The sequence below is a fragment of the Pseudaquabacterium terrae genome (assembly GCF_013266755.1).
Lineage (GTDB): Bacteria > Pseudomonadota > Gammaproteobacteria > Burkholderiales > Burkholderiaceae_C > Pseudaquabacterium > Pseudaquabacterium terrae.
In genome coordinates this window covers 480569-497178 of record NZ_JABRWJ010000007.1, presented here as the reverse complement: position 1 = coordinate 497178, position 16610 = coordinate 480569, and the positions used below count along the sequence as shown (strand labels likewise).

General features: G+C 69.2%; 17 protein-coding genes. 5 read left to right on the top strand and 12 right to left on the bottom strand.

Going from position 1 to position 16610, the window contains the following annotated elements:
• From HLB44_RS24285 to HLB44_RS24275, 3 genes are all read right to left on the bottom strand, one after another.
• A complete protein-coding gene (locus HLB44_RS24285; protein ID WP_173128402.1) occupies positions 1–1401 on the bottom strand; it encodes an MATE family efflux transporter in 1401 nt (466 codons plus the stop codon).
• A 98-nt stretch (positions 1402–1499) separates the two neighbouring features.
• Entirely contained in the window at positions 1500–1955 is a 456-nt protein-coding gene (locus tag HLB44_RS24280) for a DUF3717 domain-containing protein (RefSeq protein ID WP_173128400.1), read from the bottom strand.
• An 89-nt stretch (positions 1956–2044) separates the two neighbouring features.
• Entirely contained in the window at positions 2045–2431 is a 387-nt protein-coding gene (locus HLB44_RS24275) for a PPC domain-containing DNA-binding protein (RefSeq protein WP_173128397.1), read from the bottom strand.
• A 58-nt stretch (positions 2432–2489) separates the two neighbouring features.
• Here HLB44_RS24275 and HLB44_RS24270 point away from each other — a divergent pair, with 58 nt between their 5' ends.
• Positions 2490–3224 (top strand): DUF1223 domain-containing protein, encoded by a 735-nt coding sequence (locus tag HLB44_RS24270; protein WP_173128394.1) that lies wholly within the window; start codon positions 2490–2492, stop codon positions 3222–3224.
• Between the two features lie 16 nt (positions 3225–3240).
• On the opposite strand, the gene HLB44_RS24265 is transcribed toward HLB44_RS24270, so the two are convergent.
• From HLB44_RS24265 to HLB44_RS24255, 3 genes are all read right to left on the bottom strand, one after another.
• Positions 3241–4680, bottom strand: a complete 1440-nt coding sequence (locus HLB44_RS24265) for a DEAD/DEAH box helicase (protein ID WP_173128391.1) — start codon at positions 4678–4680, stop codon at positions 3241–3243.
• 312 nt (positions 4681–4992) lie between these two features.
• Positions 4993–5976, bottom strand: a complete 984-nt coding sequence (locus tag HLB44_RS24260) for a pyridoxamine 5'-phosphate oxidase family protein (RefSeq protein WP_173128388.1) — start codon at positions 5974–5976, stop codon at positions 4993–4995.
• A complete protein-coding gene (locus HLB44_RS24255) occupies positions 5973–6593 on the bottom strand; it encodes a glutathione S-transferase family protein (RefSeq protein ID WP_173128386.1) in 621 nt (206 codons plus the stop codon). Before HLB44_RS24255 ends, HLB44_RS24260 begins: the two co-directional genes overlap by 4 nt.
• Positions 6594–6700: 107 nt before the next feature.
• On the opposite strand from HLB44_RS24255, the gene HLB44_RS24250 reads away from it, so the two are divergent.
• Entirely contained in the window at positions 6701–7624 is a 924-nt protein-coding gene (locus HLB44_RS24250; RefSeq protein ID WP_173128384.1) for a LysR family transcriptional regulator, read from the top strand.
• Between the two features lie 44 nt (positions 7625–7668).
• On the opposite strand, the gene HLB44_RS24245 is transcribed toward HLB44_RS24250, so the two are convergent.
• Positions 7669–9297: a GMC family oxidoreductase gene (locus HLB44_RS24245; RefSeq protein WP_173128381.1), complete on the bottom strand. Its 1629-nt coding sequence runs from the start codon at positions 9295–9297 to the stop codon at positions 7669–7671.
• Between the two features lie 248 nt (positions 9298–9545).
• Here HLB44_RS24245 and HLB44_RS24240 point away from each other — a divergent pair, with 248 nt between their 5' ends.
• Positions 9546–9761: a cold-shock protein gene (locus HLB44_RS24240; protein WP_173128378.1), complete on the top strand. Its 216-nt coding sequence runs from the start codon at positions 9546–9548 to the stop codon at positions 9759–9761.
• A gap of 69 nt (positions 9762–9830) precedes the next feature.
• On the opposite strand, the gene HLB44_RS24235 is transcribed toward HLB44_RS24240, so the two are convergent.
• Complete coding sequence (locus HLB44_RS24235) at positions 9831–10016, bottom strand: hypothetical protein (RefSeq protein WP_173128375.1); 186 nt, start codon at positions 10014–10016, stop codon at positions 9831–9833.
• Between the two features lie 133 nt (positions 10017–10149).
• On the opposite strand from HLB44_RS24235, the gene HLB44_RS24230 reads away from it, so the two are divergent.
• Positions 10150–10947 (top strand): ParA family protein, encoded by a 798-nt coding sequence (locus HLB44_RS24230; protein WP_173128372.1) that lies wholly within the window; start codon positions 10150–10152, stop codon positions 10945–10947.
• A 13-nt stretch (positions 10948–10960) separates the two neighbouring features.
• Here HLB44_RS24230 and HLB44_RS24225 read toward each other — a convergent pair whose 3' ends face one another.
• The 3 genes from HLB44_RS24225 to HLB44_RS24215 form a co-directional block, all read right to left on the bottom strand.
• Positions 10961–11461, bottom strand: coding sequence for a DUF3016 domain-containing protein (locus HLB44_RS24225; protein ID WP_173128368.1), 501 nt, complete (start codon positions 11459–11461; stop codon positions 10961–10963).
• A 76-nt stretch (positions 11462–11537) separates the two neighbouring features.
• Positions 11538–11810: a 2Fe-2S iron-sulfur cluster-binding protein gene (locus HLB44_RS24220; RefSeq protein WP_246312428.1), complete on the bottom strand. Its 273-nt coding sequence runs from the start codon at positions 11808–11810 to the stop codon at positions 11538–11540.
• A 116-nt stretch (positions 11811–11926) separates the two neighbouring features.
• The gene (locus HLB44_RS24215; RefSeq protein ID WP_173128362.1) at positions 11927–14797 is read right to left on the bottom strand and encodes a TonB-dependent receptor; all 2871 of its coding nucleotides are present in this window, start codon (positions 14795–14797) and stop codon (positions 11927–11929) included.
• Between the two features lie 259 nt (positions 14798–15056).
• Between HLB44_RS24215 and HLB44_RS24210 the strand changes: the two genes are divergently transcribed.
• Entirely contained in the window at positions 15057–15818 is a 762-nt protein-coding gene (locus HLB44_RS24210; RefSeq protein WP_173128356.1) for a GntR family transcriptional regulator, read from the top strand.
• Positions 15819–15836: 18 nt separating this feature from the next.
• Here the strand turns inward: HLB44_RS24210 and HLB44_RS24205 are convergent, their stop codons facing one another.
• Positions 15837–16544 (bottom strand): DUF6445 family protein, encoded by a 708-nt coding sequence (locus HLB44_RS24205; protein WP_217283782.1) that lies wholly within the window; start codon positions 16542–16544, stop codon positions 15837–15839.
• Between the last annotated feature and the right edge of the window lie 66 nt (positions 16545–16610).

Genomic DNA, 16610 nt, shown 5'->3' with positions numbered 1-16610 from the left:
TCAGTCGGTGGCGGCCACGGCGGTGTGCGCTTCGCGCTCCTTGGTGCGGTACACGAACAGCAAGAACAGGCTCAGGCCCGCGGCGGCGACCGCCAGGCCGGCGGTCGCGGCGATCCAGAAGCCCGGCGCGCCGCGCCATGCTGCGGGGAAGCGCGTACCGTCATCGAAAGCCAGCATGAAGCCACCGCCGAGGCCGACGCCCCACAGCGCGACCGCATAGATCACCAGCGGCACGGTCGCGATGCGCCAGGCGCGCAGCACGAAGGCGGCGACCGTCTGCACGGCATCGGCGGCATGGAACAGTGCCACCCAGGCCACCAGCGGCAACGCGGCGGCAATCACGGTCGGGTTGTCGGTGTACAGCCGCACGACGGCGCCGCGTGCCAGGTAGACGCCGCCGCCCATCACCAGCGCCACCAGCAGCGTCAGCTGCATGCCGTGCCAGCCGAGGCGGCGGGCGTCGTGCAGATCGGCCGCGCCGATGCGCTGCGCGACCAGCGTGCCGGTGGCGTTGGACAAGCCGAGCGGCATCATGAACAGCAGCGCGACCAGGTTGGCGGCGATCTGGTGCCCGGCCACCGGCGTCTCGCCGAGGCGGGCGATGAAGATCGCCATGAACGAGAAGCCGGTCACCTCGATCAGGATCGACAGCCCCATCGGCACGCCGAGCTTCAGCAGCGCCTTCAGCGACGGCCCGTGCGGCCGGTCCAGGCCATGGCCGCGCAATCCGAACGACGCGTAGAACGGGTCGCGCCGCAGCAGGATCCAGGCGGCGATCGCCTGCGCCCACATCGCCACCAGCGTGGCGATGCCGCAGCCTTCGACGCCGAGCGCGGGCAGGCCGAGCCCGGGCGCGCCGACCACCAGCGTCGCCGACAGCGGGATCTTCAGCGCCAGGCCGCCCAGCTGCAGCGCCATCACCGCCTTCGGCCGCGACACCGCGACGTTGAAGCCGCGGAAGGCGGTGAACAGCAGCGACGCCGGCAGCGAGAAAGCCAGCGCCAGCAGGTAGCCGCGTACTTTGGACGCTACTTCCGGGCTCGCCTGCGACAGCGCGAGAAAGGGCGCGGGGAACAGCAGCACCGCGCTGCCGAGCAGCGACAGCCCGAGCGCGAGCCACACCGCCTGGTGCAGCTGGGCGCCGGCTTCGGCCAGTTTTCGTGCGCCGAAGAGCTGGCCGACGATCGGGCTCAGCGCCAGCACGACGCCCATCAGCCCGATGAACACCGTGACGTAGGCGGCCGAGCCGACCGCCAGCGCCGCCAGGTCGGTTGCCGAGTGGCGCGCGACCAGCACCGTGTCGACGGTCGAGAAGCCGAGCACCGCGAGCTGGCCGACGAAGACCGGCCAGGCGAGCGGCACGATGCGCCGAACGCTGGCGGCAAAGCCCGCCGGGGTCAATGGTGCACCCTACGGCCTGCGGCCGGTCCCGCCAAGCGGGAGCGAGCCCCCGAGACCCGAAGGGGGCCTCTTCGTGGCCCGAGGCGGCCGGGCGGGGCTCATCTATTCGGCGGGCTGAAGCTGTCGGGCGCCGGATGGTCGGCGCCATTGGCGAGGCGGGCGCGCTCGGCATAGCGGTTGAAGCGCCACGCCGTGCCCTGCTGCGTGATGCGGCGCCAGACCAGCCGCTTCTCGGCCGGGCTCAACACCGGCCAGTGCTGCACCTCGTCCTCGGTGCGGCCGCAGCCCTTGCAGACGGCGTCGCCCTGGGCGGTCGAGCAGATCGCGATGCACGGCGCGTCGGGCGTCTGCGCGTACCAGCCGAGCCAGGCCTCGCGCGCGGCCGGCGGCATCGAGTGTTCGTCGGCGAGCGGCTCGCGGTAGTACACCATCAGCGCATAGACCTCGGCCAGCGCGCGCACCTGTGCGCAGGCGGTGATGCCGTCGGGCGAGGGCGAGCGCTCGCGCCACCAGTTGATGGCCGATTCGATGTCGGTGATGTGGATGCCGGCCATGCGGGGGAAAGTGGACTGCGGCGAACGATCGCCAGGGGGCGGCAAGCATAGCGCGGCGGCGCCAAGCGGCCGGGGCTGCCGGAGGGCGATCAGCGCAGCCGCTGCGTGATCAGCTCGGCGTAACCCGTCGCCGGATCGGTGGCGCGGTTGAACTGCCAGTCCGCCAGGACGGCGATCAGCACTTCAGCCGTCGTGCGCACGATGCAGCCGGCGGCGACATGGCCGCCGAAGACGCGGCCCTCGGCGTCGGCGACGCTCGCGTGCAGGTGTGGGCCGTCCGGTGACAGCGAGCCGCACAAGGTCAGCAGCTCGAAGTCACCCTGCCACTCGGTCGGATCGGCGGCGCCGGCGAGCCGCAGCTTCAGCACCGACAAGCTGCCGATGCCGGCGAGCACGAAGGCCGCCGCAGGCGCCGCCTGTTGCAGCGCCATTCGCAGGTCGGCGCCGGTTGGCAGGCGCAGCGGCAAAACATCCATGCGCGGATTCTCACGCCCCGAGCGTAAGGTCCGTGGATCCTCACTCGACCGAACGGGCATGACGATTTCTCTCCACCATGGCCTGTTGGCCGCGGCGTTGTCCGGGGCGCTGACTGCCGCGGTCGCGCAGCCCGGGCGCTGCGAAGCGTCATCCGGTGCCCGGCAGACCCACCTGGTCGAGCTGTACACCTCCGAAGGCTGCGACTCCTGCCCGCCGGCCGACCGTTGGCTGTCGACGCTGAAGGGTCGCAGCGACGTGCTCGCGGCGGCCTTCCATGTCGACTACTGGGATTCGTTGGGCTGGAAGGATCGCTTCGGCGATCCGGCGCACAGCGCTCGGCAGGCACAGGTCGTCCCGGGCAGCGGTGCGCGCTTCAGCTACACGCCGCAGGTGCTGGTCAATGGGCGCGACTGGCGACGCTGGCCCGCGCTGCCGCCAGCGGAGGCGGCGGCGCCGGTACAGATCCGCCTGCAGCGCGAGGATGCGCTGCGCGTGCAGGTGGAAGTCACCGCGTTGCCCGGCGCACCGCAGGCGCTCACCGCCCGGTGGGCGCTGCTCGAGGACGACCACGGCAGCGCGGTGAAGGCCGGCGAGAACCGCGGAGCCATGCTGCGCCACGACCACGTCGTGCGCGCGTACGGCCGGCAGCCGGCCTGGCGCGGTGCCGCGCCACAGCAGTGGAGCGTGGCCGCACCGCGTCAAGGCGAGGGCGGCCGGCCGGCGCGCCTGCTGCTGGTCGTGACCGACCAGCGCAGTGGCCTGCCGCTGCAGGCCGTGCAGTTGGCGTGTTAGGACACGCCGTGGGGGTTCAGCGCGCCGGACCGCGCGGCTTGCCGCCGCCGAAACCGCCGCCGCCGAAACCGCCACCAAAGCCACCGCCGTTGCCGCGCGGACCGCCGCTCGGCTTGCCGCGGCCGAAGCCGCCGCCACCGTTGCCAAAGGACTTGTTGCCGCCGAAGCCGCGGCCCATCGGCTTGCCGAACGAGCGGTCGCCCGTCGGCTTGTCGCTCGGCGGCGGTGCCTTCGGCTCGAGGCCCGGCACGACCGTCGCGCTGATGCGCTGGGTCGTGAAGCGCTCGATGCGGCGGATCATGCCGATGTCACGGCGCTCGGCCAGCGTGATCGCCAGGCCGGTGCGGCCGGCACGGCCGGTGCGGCCGATGCGGTGCACGTAGTCCTCGGCCTTCATCGGCAGGCCGAAGTTGATGACGTGGCTGATCGTCGGCACGTCGATGCCGCGCGCGGCGACGTCGGTGGCGACCAGCACGCGCAGCTGGCCCTGGCGCAGGCCCTGCAGCACGCGGTTGCGGCGGCCTTGCGGCATGCCGCCGTGCAGCGCGGCGACCTGGTGGCCGATCTCGCCCAGCTTGTAGGCCAGCTCGTCGGCATCACGCTGCGTGCTGGTGAAGACGACCGCCTGGTCGAGCTGGCGGTCGGCGAGCAGCTGCTCCAGCAGCGCATGCTTGTGGAACGGGCTGTCGGCCCAGTGCAGTCGCTGCTCGATCTGCGCATGCGTGTCGGTGTGCGACTGCATGCTGATGCGCTGCGGATCGCGGGTCAGCTGGCGCGCCAGCTGGCCGACGTTGCCGGCGAAGGTGGCGCTGAACATCAGCGTCTGGCGTTGCTCGGGCAGCGCCTGGGCGATGGTCGTGATGTCGTCGATGAAGCCCATGTCGAGCATGCGATCGGCTTCGTCGAGCACCAGCATCTCGACCTGCGACATGATCGCCGCGCCCGAGCCCATCAGGTCGAGCAGGCGGCCGGGGGTGGCGATCAGGATGTCGAGCGGGCCGCGCAGCGCCTTCAGCTGTGCCTGGTAGGGCACGCCGCCGACGACGTGCGCGATGCGCAGGCCTTGCACGCCGTGGCCGTATTGCATGCAGGCACGCGAGACCTGCATCGCCAGCTCGCGCGTCGGCGCCAGCACCAGGATGCGCGGGCCTTGCGGCTGGCCCTTCAGGCGCTTCTTCGAGGGGTCCTGGCGCGCCAGCAGGATGCGCTGCAGCGCCGGCCAGACGAAGGCGGCGGTCTTGCCGCTGCCGGTCTGCGACGAGACCAGCAGGTCGACGCCGGTCAGCGCGACGGGCACGGCTTCGGCCTGCACGTCGGTCGGCGACGGGTAGCCGGCGTGGATGATCGCCTTCAAGATTTCCGGCGCGAGGCCGAGGGCGTCGAACGAGGTGTTGTTGTTGTTGTCAGCCGGGGTGTCGACCATCAGGGTGGGGTCGATCTGGGGTTCGAAACTCATGGAACACTTTCATCGAGCGAGCCATGCCCGGTGGCCAACGAAGCCACGACGAGGCACGGCCGCGGCGGCACGCAGTGCTCACCGCAGGTGAAGTCGCCAAGCAAGGGAATGACGGCGCGAAGGGTGCGCCGGCGGGCCCGAACGTCTGGAGCGACGGCATCGCCGCCAACCAGGCCTCGAGACACGGCTTGAAGTTCCCCGCACTGGTGGCGGAGCCCGGCTCGATGAGGGTCAGGGAGATGAACGAAGAATCGCCGATCAGGTCATCGGAATGTCCCGATCGGCGAAGCCCGCGATTGTGGCACAGCGATTTCAAACCTGCACGGGTTTTCCCGAAAACTCGCGCGCCATGGCCTCGAACTGCGGCGCGAAGGCCGGCGCGGTCCAGCGCAACGGCAGGGCGCCTGCGCGCCAGACGCCTCGCTGCACGCGTGCATGAAGCAGCCGCTGCGCGCCCGGCCAGCGCGCCAGCGCCGGGCCTTCGTGCGTGATCCGCGTCTCGACGGCGATCTGCAGCAGGTCGCCCGAGTGATGGTCGATGAACAGCAGCCCCGCGCGCGGCCACTGCTGCAGGTTGCCGAGCGTGTTGAAGAGGAAATTGCCGCTGTAGTCGGGCAGCGTCAGCGTGCAGGCGCCGTCGTGGTCTTCGATCTGCACGAAGCCGGGCAGGCCGCCGCGGTGCGAAACGTCGACGCCCTCGGCGCGCGCCGGGCCGATGCGCGCGCCGCTGGCCGAGGCGATGAACAAGGTGTCGGCGCGTGTGACCAGCGCACGCGCCGCGGCGCTGAGTGACGGGCCCTCGGTCAGCGCCGGCGCCGCGTGGCGCTCGACACGCTCGGGCTCGCGTGCCTGGATGTACTTCGGGCAGTTGCCGAAGCTTTGCGTCACCTCGACGCTGAAGCCACGATCGTCGGCGACGAGCACGCGGCCGTTCATCCGGTTGCGGCGCCGCGTGTGCGGCTCGAGGCCGAGCAGGCCGACTGCCGCACCCGAGCGGATCAGCGCGGCGACCGGATCGGCAGCGGCCGGCAGCGCGGCGATCGTCATCGTGCCTGCGTCCGGCGTGCGCACGAAGCCCGTTGCGCCATGCAGCATCGTGGCCCACGGCTGGCCGTCGTCGTCGAGCGCGCCGACCAGCAGCGTCGGCAGCTTTTCGAAGAGCTCGCGATGCTGCTCCGGCATGTGGTCGCGGATGATGTTGCGGCCGACCTGGGCCAGTCGCTCGTGCATGCCGAGTCGCGCCTGCAGCGCGACCTCGCCGGCATGGAACGGCGCGTCGTCCGGCGCGGCGTTCATGGCGCGGCCACCGGCATCGCGACGAAGCCCGGCAGCGCCTCGACACGCGCGAGCCACGCGCGAAGCCGCGGATAGTCGTCGAGCGGTATGCCGCCCTCCGGCGCCCGTGCGGTGTAGCTGTACAGCGCGACATCGGCGATCGTCGGCGCCTCGCCGACGAACCAGTCGCGCTGCTGCAGATGGCCTTCGAGCCGGGCGAAGAGCTGGTGGCTCGCGGCGTGCAGCGCCACGCCGTCACCCTGGCCCGATATCCGCTGCCAGCGCGCGACCGCGGGCCCGCGCACCAGCGGCCCGGCCGCCGCGCCGAGCCAGCGCTGCACCTCGGCCTGCACGCGCACGTCCGCCGGCAGCCAGCGCCGGTCGGCGTCGTAGGCCAGCGCCAGGTAGATCAGGATCGCGTTGCTGTCGGCGAGCGTGAAGTCGCCGTCCTCGATCACCGGCACTTGCCCGAACAGGTTGCGCTCGACGAAGCTGGCGGCCTTCTGCTCACCTCTCATCAGGTCGATGTCGACCAGCCGGTACGGTAGGTCGAGCAGCGACAGCATCAGCTGTGCGCGGTGCGCGTGGCCGGAGAGCGTGAAGCGGTACAGCGTGATCGGCTGGGCAGGGCGGGGCATCGCGATCCTTCGTTCTGATGGTGGAAAGGCCGCAGCGTAGCCATTGCGTTCTCCGATATGAATCCGCCTGATTGACATTTGAGAATTCCATTTGGCGTAATGGCGGGATGGACCATCTCGAGAGCCTGCGCATCTTCGTCGCCGTCGCCGACAGCGGCGGTTTCGCCAAGGCCGCGCGCCAGCGCGGCGCGTCGGCACCCGCGGTGACGCGGGCGATCGCCGCGCTCGAGCGCCGGCTCGGCACGCCGCTGCTTCACCGCAGCACGCGCAGCCTGCGCCTGACCGAAGCCGGCGAGGCCTTCGTCGCCGACTGCCGGCGCATCCTCGGCGAGCTCGACGACGCGGAAGCCGCCGTCAGCGGCCAGCGCGACGAACCGCGCGGCGTGCTCGCGGTGACGGCCCCGGCGCTGTTCGGCCGCCGCCACATCGCGCCGCTGCTGCTTCAATTCCTCGCCACGCAGCCGGCGCTCGGCGTGCGCTCATTCTTCGCCGACCGCGTCGTGCACCTGATCGACGAGGGCTACGACGTCGCGCTGCGCATCGCGCATCTGCCGGACTCGAGCCTGACGGCGCTGCCGGTCGGCCATCTGCGGCGCGTCGTCGTTGCATCGCCCGCGTACCTGCAGGCGCATGGCGTGCCGAGGCGGCCCGCCGACCTGACGCTGCACCAGGCGATCGGCTTCAGCTTCGACGGGCAGGGCGCCCAGCCCTGGCATTTCGGTGATCCGCGCGAGGCGGGCGCGCCGCAGCAGCGCCTGGTCGTCAACGCCGTCGAGCTGAAGGTGGCCGCCGCCTGCGCCGGTTTCGGCCTCGCGCGGGCGCTGGCCTACCAGGTGACCGACGAAGTGCGCGACGGCCGGCTGCAAGTGGTGCTCGAAGCGCACGAGCCGCCGCCGGTGCCGGTGCACCTGGTCTACCCGGCCGGCCGCATGGCGGCGGCCAAGGTGCGGGCCTTCGTCGGTTTTGCCGCCGAGCGCCTGCGCGCGGTGCCGGTGCTGCAGGGCCGCGGGCTGGAGGCGCCCGCAGCCTAGGTTTCAAAGGACGCGGCACCCGCAGGTGCCGGCCCTTCTCCCGTTCAGGCCGCGGCGACCGCCGCCGGCGCCTCGACGCCGCGCCGCGCGGCGGCCTTGATCAGGTCGGCGGCCTTCTCGGCCACCGCGATCACCGGCGCGTTGGTGTTGCCGCTGACGATGCTCGGCATGATCGACGCATCGACGACGCGCAGGCCCTGCAGTCCGCGCACCCGCAGCTCGTTGTCGACGACATCGTTCGCACCGGGACCCATGCGGCAGGTGCCGACCGGGTGGTAGATCGTGTCCGCGTACTGGCGGATGAAGGCCTCGATCTCGGCGTCGGTCCGGGCGCTGGCCGACGCGGCCATCTCGCGCCCACCCAGCCCGGCGAGCGCCGGCTGCGCGAGGATGTGGCGCATCAGCTTGACGCCGCGCACCAGGCGCGGCATGTCCTCGGGATGGCCGAAGAAGTTCGGATCGATCAGCGGGGCGGCGCGCGGATCGGCACTGGCCAGGCGCAGGCTGCCGCGGCTCTTCGGATGCAGCAGGCAGACGTGGCAGGAATAACCGTGGCCGAACACCGTCTTGCGGCCGTGGTCGACCAGCTTGCCGATCACGAAGTGCAGCTGCAGGTCCGGCGTCGCGACATCCGGGCTGCTCTTCAGGAAGGCGCCGGCTTCGGCGAAGTTGGTCGTCAGCGGGCCGCTGCGGTGGCGCTTCCATTCGCGCATGGCGCCGAGCGCCTGCCACAGGCCGCTGGCCGACAGGCCGAACAGGTCCTTCAGGTGCGGCGCGTCGACGCCCAGCACGACGTCGACGTGGTCGTGCAGCTGCGCGCCGACGCCGGGCTGGTCCAGCAGCGTGCGGATGCCGTGCTGCTGCAGGTGCTCGGCCGGGCCGACGCCGCTCAGCATCAGGATCTGCGGCGACTGCAGCGCGCCGGCGCACAGCAGCACCTCGCGCTGCGCATGCACCTGGCGCAGTGCGCCGCCGTGGAGGTATTCGACGCCGACCGCGCGCTTGCCTTCGAACAGCAGCCGCGTCGTGTGCGCATCGGTGATCACCTGCAGGTTCGGCCGGCCGAGGTGCGCGGTGAGGTAGGCCTTGGCAGCGCTGCAGCGCTCGCCGTTGCGGTGCGTGACCTGGTAGGGACCGACCCCTTCCTGCGTCGCGCCGTTGAAGTCGCGGTTCAGCGCCAGGCCCGCCTGCTGGCCGGCCTGCACGAAGTTCGGGCCGTGCCGGTTCGGGCTGCGCAGGTCCATCACGTTCAGCGGACCGCCGCTGCCGTGCCATGCATCGGCGCCGCGCTCGTTGTGCTCGGCGCGCTTGAAATACGGCAGCAGGTCCTCGTAGGACCAGCCGGCATTGCCTTCGGCGGCCCAGCCGTCGTAGTCCTCGCGCTGGCCGCGGATGTAGACCATCGCGTTGACCGAGCTCGAGCCGCCCAGCACCTTGCCGCGCGGCTGGTAGCCGCGGCGGCCGTTCAAGCCGGCCTGGGGCACCGTCTCGAAGGCCCAGTTCGCGTGGCCGTTCTTGGCCAGCACCGCCAGGCCGGCCGGGCAGTGGATCAGCACGCTCTTGTCGACGCCGCCTGCTTCGAGCAGGCAGACCTTCACGGCCGGGTCTTCACTCAGGCGCGAGGCCAGCACCGAGCCGGCCGATCCGCCACCGATCACTACGTAGTCGAACATGGTCTTGTTGTCTCCGTCGGGTCTCGATTCATCATATCGACGGCCCCTCGGCCGCCGCGAGGTGCGCATGCCCTTAGTGTCGGGGGCCGCCTCTAGCAGCGCTACGGGTAAGACCGCATGGCGGATGCAGCAGGGTGAGGCACGCAAAGGGAGCGTCATTCAGTTGCTGCTACATTCGGCGGGCATCAGCGGCCGGCGGTTTGCCGGCCGCGATGTTTTTCCAGTCCATTCGTAAGGCAACACAGTACATGAGCACCACGCAGACCGGCGTCGTCAAATGGTTCAACGACGGCAAGGGCTTCGGCTTCATCACTCCTGAGAACGGTGGCAGCGACCTGTTCGCCCACTTCAGCGAGATCCGCAACGGCGGCGGTTTCCGCAGCCTGCAAGAGAACCAGCGCGTCGAGTTCGAAGTCAAGCAAGGCCCGAAGGGCCTGCAGGCCGCGAACATCAAGGTCCTCTGACCGACTTTCGGCGACCACGCCAAAAGCAGAACCGCGGCCCCAGGCCGCGGTTTTTGTTTGTGCTGCTGATTACTCGCCCGAGGGCGCAGGCGGGTTCGCCGGGCTCTGGCCCGGCTCGGAGGGTGGGCCGGAGGCGGCGTCGTCCGCCGGGCCCTCCCCAGGCTTGTGGACCTTTTTCTGCCGCTTCTCTTCGGCCTTGCGCTTCTTGGCCAGCTCGCGCTGGCGTTTCTCGTACGAGTAATTGGGGGTCGCCAAAGTGGTCGTCCTCCTGTGTTGGCCGGCTTCGCGCCATTCGCGTGCCGCTGCCCTCCACGGAGCATAAGGCATCCTCGCTGGTGCTGCGCCGCAGCATAATCGCGCGCACCACCGAAGGACCCAAGGCACCGGCATGCGCATCGTCGTGTTCAACCAGAAGGGCGGCGTCGGCAAGTCGACGATCACCTGCAACCTCGCGGCCATCAGCGCCAGCCAGGGCCTGCGCACGCTGGTCATCGACCTCGATGCCCAGGGCAATTCGACGCGCTACCTGCTCGGCGACGCCACCGATGCGCCGCGCGACACGCTGGCCGAATTCTTCGACCAGACGCTGAAGTTCAGCCTGCGCAGCAAGTCGACCACCGACTTCATCGCCGAGACGCGCTTCGAGCAGCTGCACGTGCTGCCGTCGAGCCCGCTGCTCGACGAGCTGCACGGCAAGCTCGAATCGCGCTACAAGATCTACAAGCTGCGCGATGCCCTGGCCGAGCTCAATGGCAGTTATGACCGCATCTACATCGACACGCCGCCGGCATTGAACTTCTACACCCGCTCGGCGCTGATCGCGGCCGAAGGCTGCCTGATCCCGTTCGATTGCGACGACTTCTCGCGCCGCGCGCTGTACTCGCTGCTCGAGAGCGTGCAGGAGATCCAGTCCGACCACAACCGCGGGCTGCAGGTGACCGGCATCGTCGTCAACCAGTTCCAGCCGCGCGCCAAGCTGCCGCAGCGCCTGGTGCAGGAGCTGGTCGACGAGGGGTTGCCGGTGCTGGCGCCCTACCTGAGCGCGAGCGTGCGCGTCAAGGAATCACACGAGAGCGCGACGCCGCTGGTGCACCTGGATGCGAAGCACAAGCTGACGCAGGAATACGTCGCGCTGCACGACGCGCTGGCGCCGGCGGCCGAAGGGCGCAAGGCGCGCCGGCGCTGAGAACGAAGCAGGGTCAGCGTGCCGGTGCGGCTGCGATACGCTCGCTGAACCACTGGTCGAGCATGCGCTTCTCGTACGGGAAGGGCTCGTCCTTCCACAGGCGCGTGCTCATCAGGTAGTTCATGTCGGAGATGTGCTCCTCGCCGTTCTTCAGCACCTTGTCGCCCTCGCGCAGCGTGTAGCGCAGGTGCATGCGCGGCCAGTCGGCGCGCCCGCGCAGCACACGGGTGTCGCGCAGCGCGACGCGTGGGAACGCGTCGCCCGCCAGGTCGATGTCGAGCACCTCGATGCGCAGCGACTGCGATGGCGGCAGGCGCTTCTCGCCGAGCTGCTTCAGCCGATCGGCGAACGCCTTCATGACGTCTTCGCGGCGGTGCAGGCCGTCGCGCGCGTCGGCGTACTTGTCCGGTTCGACGAACTGCACCTCGACCGTGCCGGCGAGCGCCGCGGTCGAAGCCAGGCAGGACGCCGCGGCCAGCACGGAGACGATGGGTCTGATCGACAGGGCTCGCATGGCGTACCTCCATCAGCGAAGCTTGCAACGCCATCGTGCCAGACGGCCGGCGCCGCAGTGCAAAGAATGATTGCTGTCAGGCCGCCGAGGCCGCGGGCGCGTCGATGACCACATCGGTCTCGGGGTAGGCGACGCAGGGAAGGATCCAGCCTTCGACCTTCTCTTCGGCCAGCAGTCCGGGCCAGGCGATGCGGTAGCCGATGCGGCCGTCGATGAGCCGGCACATGCAGCTGCGGCAGGTGCCGTTGCGGCAGGAGTGGGGCAGGCGCAGGCCGGCGTGCAGTGCCGCCTGCAGCAGGGTTTGATCGGCGCTGACCGCCATGCGCTGGTCAGCGGGCAGCACGTGCATCTGATACTCCATCGGGCGCCGAGCATAGATGCAAAAAGGGCGGCAAAAAAGGGCGGCCGGCTTGCGCCGGACCGCCCTACGAACCCGAGGAGACTTTCGGGGATGAAGACTCTGAGTCAGAGCTTGGCGCGCAGCGTCAGGTAGAACTGCCGGCCGTTCTGGTAGATCGATCGCGGCTGATCGCCGTTCAGCGCGTAGTACTTCAGCTTCGGGTTGTTCAGGTTCATGCCGTCGAGCGAGACGCTCAGCTTGTCGCTGATCTTCACGCCCAGCGATGCGGCCAGCGACGCGGTGTCGTCCTGGCTGAACGCTGTCGAACGATCCAGGCCGCTGTAGAAGTGCGAGCGGAAGTTGTAGGCGACGCGCGCATTGAAGCGGTCGTCCTCGTAGTAGCCGACCAGGTTGTAGATGTTGCGCGAGGCGCCGACGATCGGGCCGCCGCCCTTTTCCTTCGCATCGGTGTAGGTGTAGTTGGCCGAAATGCCGAAGTTGCCGAACGGCTGCTCGATCGCCAGCTCCAGGCCCTTGATCTTGCCGCTGCTGTTGATCGGCACGTCGAGGTCGTAGTCGGCCATGTAGCCGTTCGGGTGCGCCTGATCGAAGGTGATGTACTGGCGGCGCACCTTGCCGAGGCCGACGTAGCTGCGCAGGTCCATGTAGAAGGCACCGGCCGAGACCAGCGCGCGCGGCGCGTAGTACCACTCGAGCGCGGCGTCGACGTTGGTCGAACGCACCGGCTTCAGGTCGGGGTTCGAGCCGTTACCGCGACCGATGTCACCCTGGTTGGCCGGCGGCGCCAGGTTCAACGCGCCCGCCAGTGCCGAATAGTCGGGCCGGGTCATGGTCTTCGACACCGCGAAGCGCGCCACCATGTCCTTGGCGACGTCGACGCGCAGGTTCAGGCTCGGCAGCACGTCGTTGTAGCTGTGGTCGGTCACCACCGGCAGGAAAGCGCCGAAGGCCGATCCGATGATGGCCCCGGGCGCCGTCTCGGGCACGTTGATGAACTTGATCACGTGCTCCTTGGTCTGCACGAAGCGCACGCCGACATTGCCGCGCCAGCCCTTGCCCTCGAGGTTGGCCTGCACGTAGCCGGCGTTGGCCTTCTCCTCGAGCTCGAAATCGGCCAGCGGATAGGCGCGGATCTTCGGGTCGCGGTTCGACAAGCCCGGGGCCACCGCGTTCATCTGCTCGTACGTGTAGTACCAGATGTCGCGGGCGAACGTGCCACCCAGCCCCGAGCCGAAGTTGCCGGGATAGTTGGCGAAGGTGCTCGGCCACTTGGTCAGGTCGAAAGCGCCTGGGCCAGGGCCCTGCGCGATGACGCCCAGCGAGTCACGCGTGTGCTTGGCTGCGCGGACCCCGAACTTCAGCGTCGACAACATGCCGGCGTCGAGTGCGAACTCGCCGTCGATCTGCGCCCAGTCGTCCTTGTCCTTGATGTTGACGTTCTGGTAGCCGAAGATCCAGTCGAGCGAGCGCGTGGCATCGCCTCCGGGTACGTTGGCGGGCGTGTGCAGCGAAAAGTCGGGAGCGCTGTCGACGCCATTGAGATTCCACGACGCTCCGGTGCCTTTGCCTACGTCCCATTCGGCGACGTTCTGCGTTGGCGTCTTGCCCTTGCCGGTCGACGTGCCGGCCTTGAAGTTCAGCGTCAACGCATCGCTGGCACGCCAGTTGGCATCGAAGTTGAAGAACGTCGTCTCGGCCGATTCGTCGGGGCGCGCGATCTGGTCGTAGACGCCATAAGCCTGTGTCGAGGGCGACCCATCGGCATTCGGAATCGGGCTGAACTTCGCCTTCACCAGCGTCTGGTTGCGCACGACATAGCCCGGATCGGGCGCCTGCCCGCGGCCTTCGTTCAAGAAGAACGGCGCGTGCACGAGGTAGTTGCGGTTGTAGTTCGACGCGTCCATCTTCGACGCGAAGGCCGAGGCGTCGAGGGTCAGGTTGGCCATCGGCTTAACCTGCACCTCGAGCAACCCGCCTTCGCGCTTGCGCACCTGCTCGAACAACGCCGCACCGGTCGAGCGCGGGTAGTAGACGTTGGCGAGGTCCGGGTGAGGTGCAATGCCCTTGGTGGCATTGCCGAGTACGACATCGCTGGTCGGGGAGATCTGGTTGTAGCCGAGGATCTCGACGCCGTCGCGGCGCAGATGCCGCTTCTCGGAGAAGACCTGCAGCATCACGCCGGCGGTGCTGGAATCGTTCTTGAAGTTGACCAGCGCATTGAACTGCGGGTCGGTCTTCTTCGGCAGCGTGGCGTGCACGGCGCCGAGCGCGGCTTCGAGCGTCAGCTGCTGGCGGAACTCGAGCGGCTTGCGGGTGATGATGTTCACCGAGCCGGCGACGCCGCCTTCGATCAGGCTGGCCTCCGAGCTCTTGTGCACGACGACGCGGCTGACCAGTTCCGACGGCAGCAGCGTGTAGCTGACGCTGCGGCCGGCGTTGTCGCTCTGGTTCAGCACGAACCAGTCGCCGGACGAGACCGGGTGGCCGTTGATCAGCGTCTGCGTCAGGCTGGGGTTGGTGCCGCGCATCGAGACGCGGTCGTTCTCGTCGAAGCCGCCTTCGGTGGCGCCCGCCGAGCTGATCGTCACGCCGGGCACGCGCTGCAGCGAGTCGGCGACGTTCTTGTCAGGCATCTTGCCGATGTCCTCGGCGGTGATGACCTCGGTGTGGCTGTCGGCGGCGCGCTTCTGGTTCAGCGATTGCTGCAGCGAGCCGCGGATGCCGGTGATGACGATGGTCTCGGGCGCCGGCGTGCCGGCGCGGGGCGCCTGCGGCTGGGCCGGGGCTTGCGCGACCTGTTGTGCCTGCGGGGCGGAGGCCGCCGCCGCCGGCGCTGCCGGAGCCTGCGGCGCCTGAGCCACCTGTTGCGCCTGCGGCTTCTTGTCGTCCTGCTGGGTCTGCTGCTGCGCGTGCGCGACCGTGCCGATCAGCGCGAACGCGACGGCCGATGCGATGGGTGTCAAAGTTGCCTTCATGTGCTCCTCGTACAGATGGGTGGCGGGTGAGGTGGGGTTGCGCGCCGGGGCGCTTAGCCTAAAGTGGATGCGTACCAATGTACTACCACTTTAGGGGCTCGGTCTAGCCGTTTACCCGAATCCGGTGCTTACAAATGCAGTCCAGTACCGGGGCGCAGGAGCGGTGCCACCATCCACCTAGTACAAGCGCGAGGAGCCACGTCAATCGCTTCTGGTACGATAGTGGTACTTAAGCAACGGCGAGGCAAAGAGACCGGCGATGAGGAGTGAAGCCCACCATCCGGCGGCGCTGACGCAGATCCTGCGCACGCTGGACCCGAGCAACAACCAGCCGCTGTATTTGCAGTTGCAGCAGGCGCTGCGCGAGGCGATCGAGAAGCGCATCCTCGGCCCCGACGACGCGCTGCCGTCGGAGCGCCAGCTCGCCGCCGACTTGAACGTCTCGCGCATCACCGTGCGCAAGGCGATCGATGGCCTGGCCGACGAAGGCCTGCTCGAGCGCCGCCAGGGCGCCGGCAACTTCGTCTGCACGCGCATCGACAAGAACTTCTCGAAGCTGACCTCGTTCTCCGAGGACATGCGCGCGCGCGGCCGCAATCCGCGCAGCGTCTGGCTGAAGAAGGCCGAGGGCACGGTGACGCCGGAAGAGGCGCTGAAGCTGGCGATGAGCCCCGGCACCACCGTCTACCGCTTCAACCGGCTGCGGTATGCGGATGACGCGCCGATGTCGATCGAGACGGCGACGATCGCGGCGTTTGCGCTGCCGTCGCTGGAGGCGGTCGATACGTCGCTCTACGAAGCGCTGGACCGCGCGGGCCATCGTCCCGTGCGGGCGCTGCAGCGGTTGCACGCGCTGCTGCTGAACGACGAGCAGGCCAAGCTGCTGGAGGCCAAGCCGCGCGATGCGGGGCTGCTGGTCGAACGGCTGGGCTATCTGCGCGACGGGCGGGCGATCGAGCTGTCGCAGTCGATCTACCGCGGCGACACCTACGACTTCGTGGCCGAGCTGAATGCGATCTAGCGGCACATGCCGGGATTTTCAGAAATCGTAGAAAGTGTTGACCGTCAGGCGGCCCTTGCGCGGGTCGCTGTTCAAGCTGCGGGCGGGGTTGATGCACGCGCTGTGCAACAAGCTGCCGGGATATACCACCAGGCGGTTGAAGCGGGCGGGCATCATGCCCAGGAAGGTGAACTGTTCGTCTGAACGGTCGAAGTAGCGCGGCGGCGGGCGGCGGCGATTGACTTCCTCGTTGTAAACGTCGAGGTAGCGCTCGCGGTTCCCGGCAGTGATGCGCTGGCAGCCCGTGGCGTTGTGCCGGTAGAAGCCGGTGCCGCCATGGCTCTCGTCGCACAGCCAGAGCAAGGCGGCCATGTAGTACGGCGTGCTGGCGTCGAAGTGGGGTGTGCGCTGCAGGGGCCCCAGTTGTTCAGGCTGAACGGTGGTGAGGGAGAACGCGCTCAGTCCCACTTTGACGCCCAGGTGTTCGGGTACCTGGAAATTGACCTTGATGAGCGGGTCCAGCAACTCCGTGAGCGTTTGCGTGTAGGCCGCCGGCGCGGGCGCGCGCAGGCCCGGGTAGCCCTTGAGTTCGTCCAGCGTCGCTGGCCGCTCGAAGGGGCTTTGGGCGGCTGCCTCCACCAAGGCCTGCGGGTCCTGCAAAAAGTTGTCGATGAAGACGATGCTGTGCCCGCCGATGTCCACGCTTTGGATGTCGGGTGGCATGCGTATCGTGACGGGTGGACTCATGGCGCAAGGATAAAAAAGCCCGGCCTGAGCCGGGCTTTGCGGGAGACGGGCCGTAGCCTTCGGGCC

What these genes read in the sequence shown, in the direction of transcription:
- HLB44_RS24280 (WP_173128400.1), bottom strand. Translation starts at nt 1,955, where the DNA reads ATGGCCGGCATCCACATCACCGACATCGAATCGGCCATCAACTGGTGG.
- HLB44_RS24275 (WP_173128397.1), bottom strand. Translation starts at nt 2,431, where the DNA reads ATGGATGTTTTGCCGCTGCGCCTGCCAACCGGCGCCGACCTGCGAATG.
- HLB44_RS24270 (WP_173128394.1), top strand. Translation starts at nt 2,490, where the DNA reads ATGACGATTTCTCTCCACCATGGCCTGTTGGCCGCGGCGTTGTCCGGG.
- HLB44_RS24265 (WP_173128391.1), bottom strand. Translation starts at nt 4,680, where the DNA reads ATGAGTTTCGAACCCCAGATCGACCCCACCCTGATGGTCGACACCCCG.
- HLB44_RS24260 (WP_173128388.1), bottom strand. Translation starts at nt 5,976, where the DNA reads ATGAACGCCGCGCCGGACGACGCGCCGTTCCATGCCGGCGAGGTCGCG.
- HLB44_RS24255 (WP_173128386.1), bottom strand. Translation starts at nt 6,593, where the DNA reads ATGCCCCGCCCTGCCCAGCCGATCACGCTGTACCGCTTCACGCTCTCC.
- HLB44_RS24250 (WP_173128384.1), top strand. Translation starts at nt 6,701, where the DNA reads ATGGACCATCTCGAGAGCCTGCGCATCTTCGTCGCCGTCGCCGACAGC.
- HLB44_RS24245 (WP_173128381.1), bottom strand. Translation starts at nt 9,297, where the DNA reads ATGTTCGACTACGTAGTGATCGGTGGCGGATCGGCCGGCTCGGTGCTG.
- HLB44_RS24240 (WP_173128378.1), top strand. Translation starts at nt 9,546, where the DNA reads ATGAGCACCACGCAGACCGGCGTCGTCAAATGGTTCAACGACGGCAAG.
- HLB44_RS24230 (WP_173128372.1), top strand. Translation starts at nt 10,150, where the DNA reads ATGCGCATCGTCGTGTTCAACCAGAAGGGCGGCGTCGGCAAGTCGACG.
- HLB44_RS24225 (WP_173128368.1), bottom strand. Translation starts at nt 11,461, where the DNA reads ATGCGAGCCCTGTCGATCAGACCCATCGTCTCCGTGCTGGCCGCGGCG.
- HLB44_RS24220 (WP_246312428.1), bottom strand. Translation starts at nt 11,810, where the DNA reads ATGCACGTGCTGCCCGCTGACCAGCGCATGGCGGTCAGCGCCGATCAA.
- HLB44_RS24215 (WP_173128362.1), bottom strand. Translation starts at nt 14,797, where the DNA reads ATGAAGGCAACTTTGACACCCATCGCATCGGCCGTCGCGTTCGCGCTG.
- HLB44_RS24210 (WP_173128356.1), top strand. Translation starts at nt 15,057, where the DNA reads ATGAGGAGTGAAGCCCACCATCCGGCGGCGCTGACGCAGATCCTGCGC.
- HLB44_RS24205 (WP_217283782.1), bottom strand. Translation starts at nt 16,544, where the DNA reads ATGAGTCCACCCGTCACGATACGCATGCCACCCGACATCCAAAGCGTG.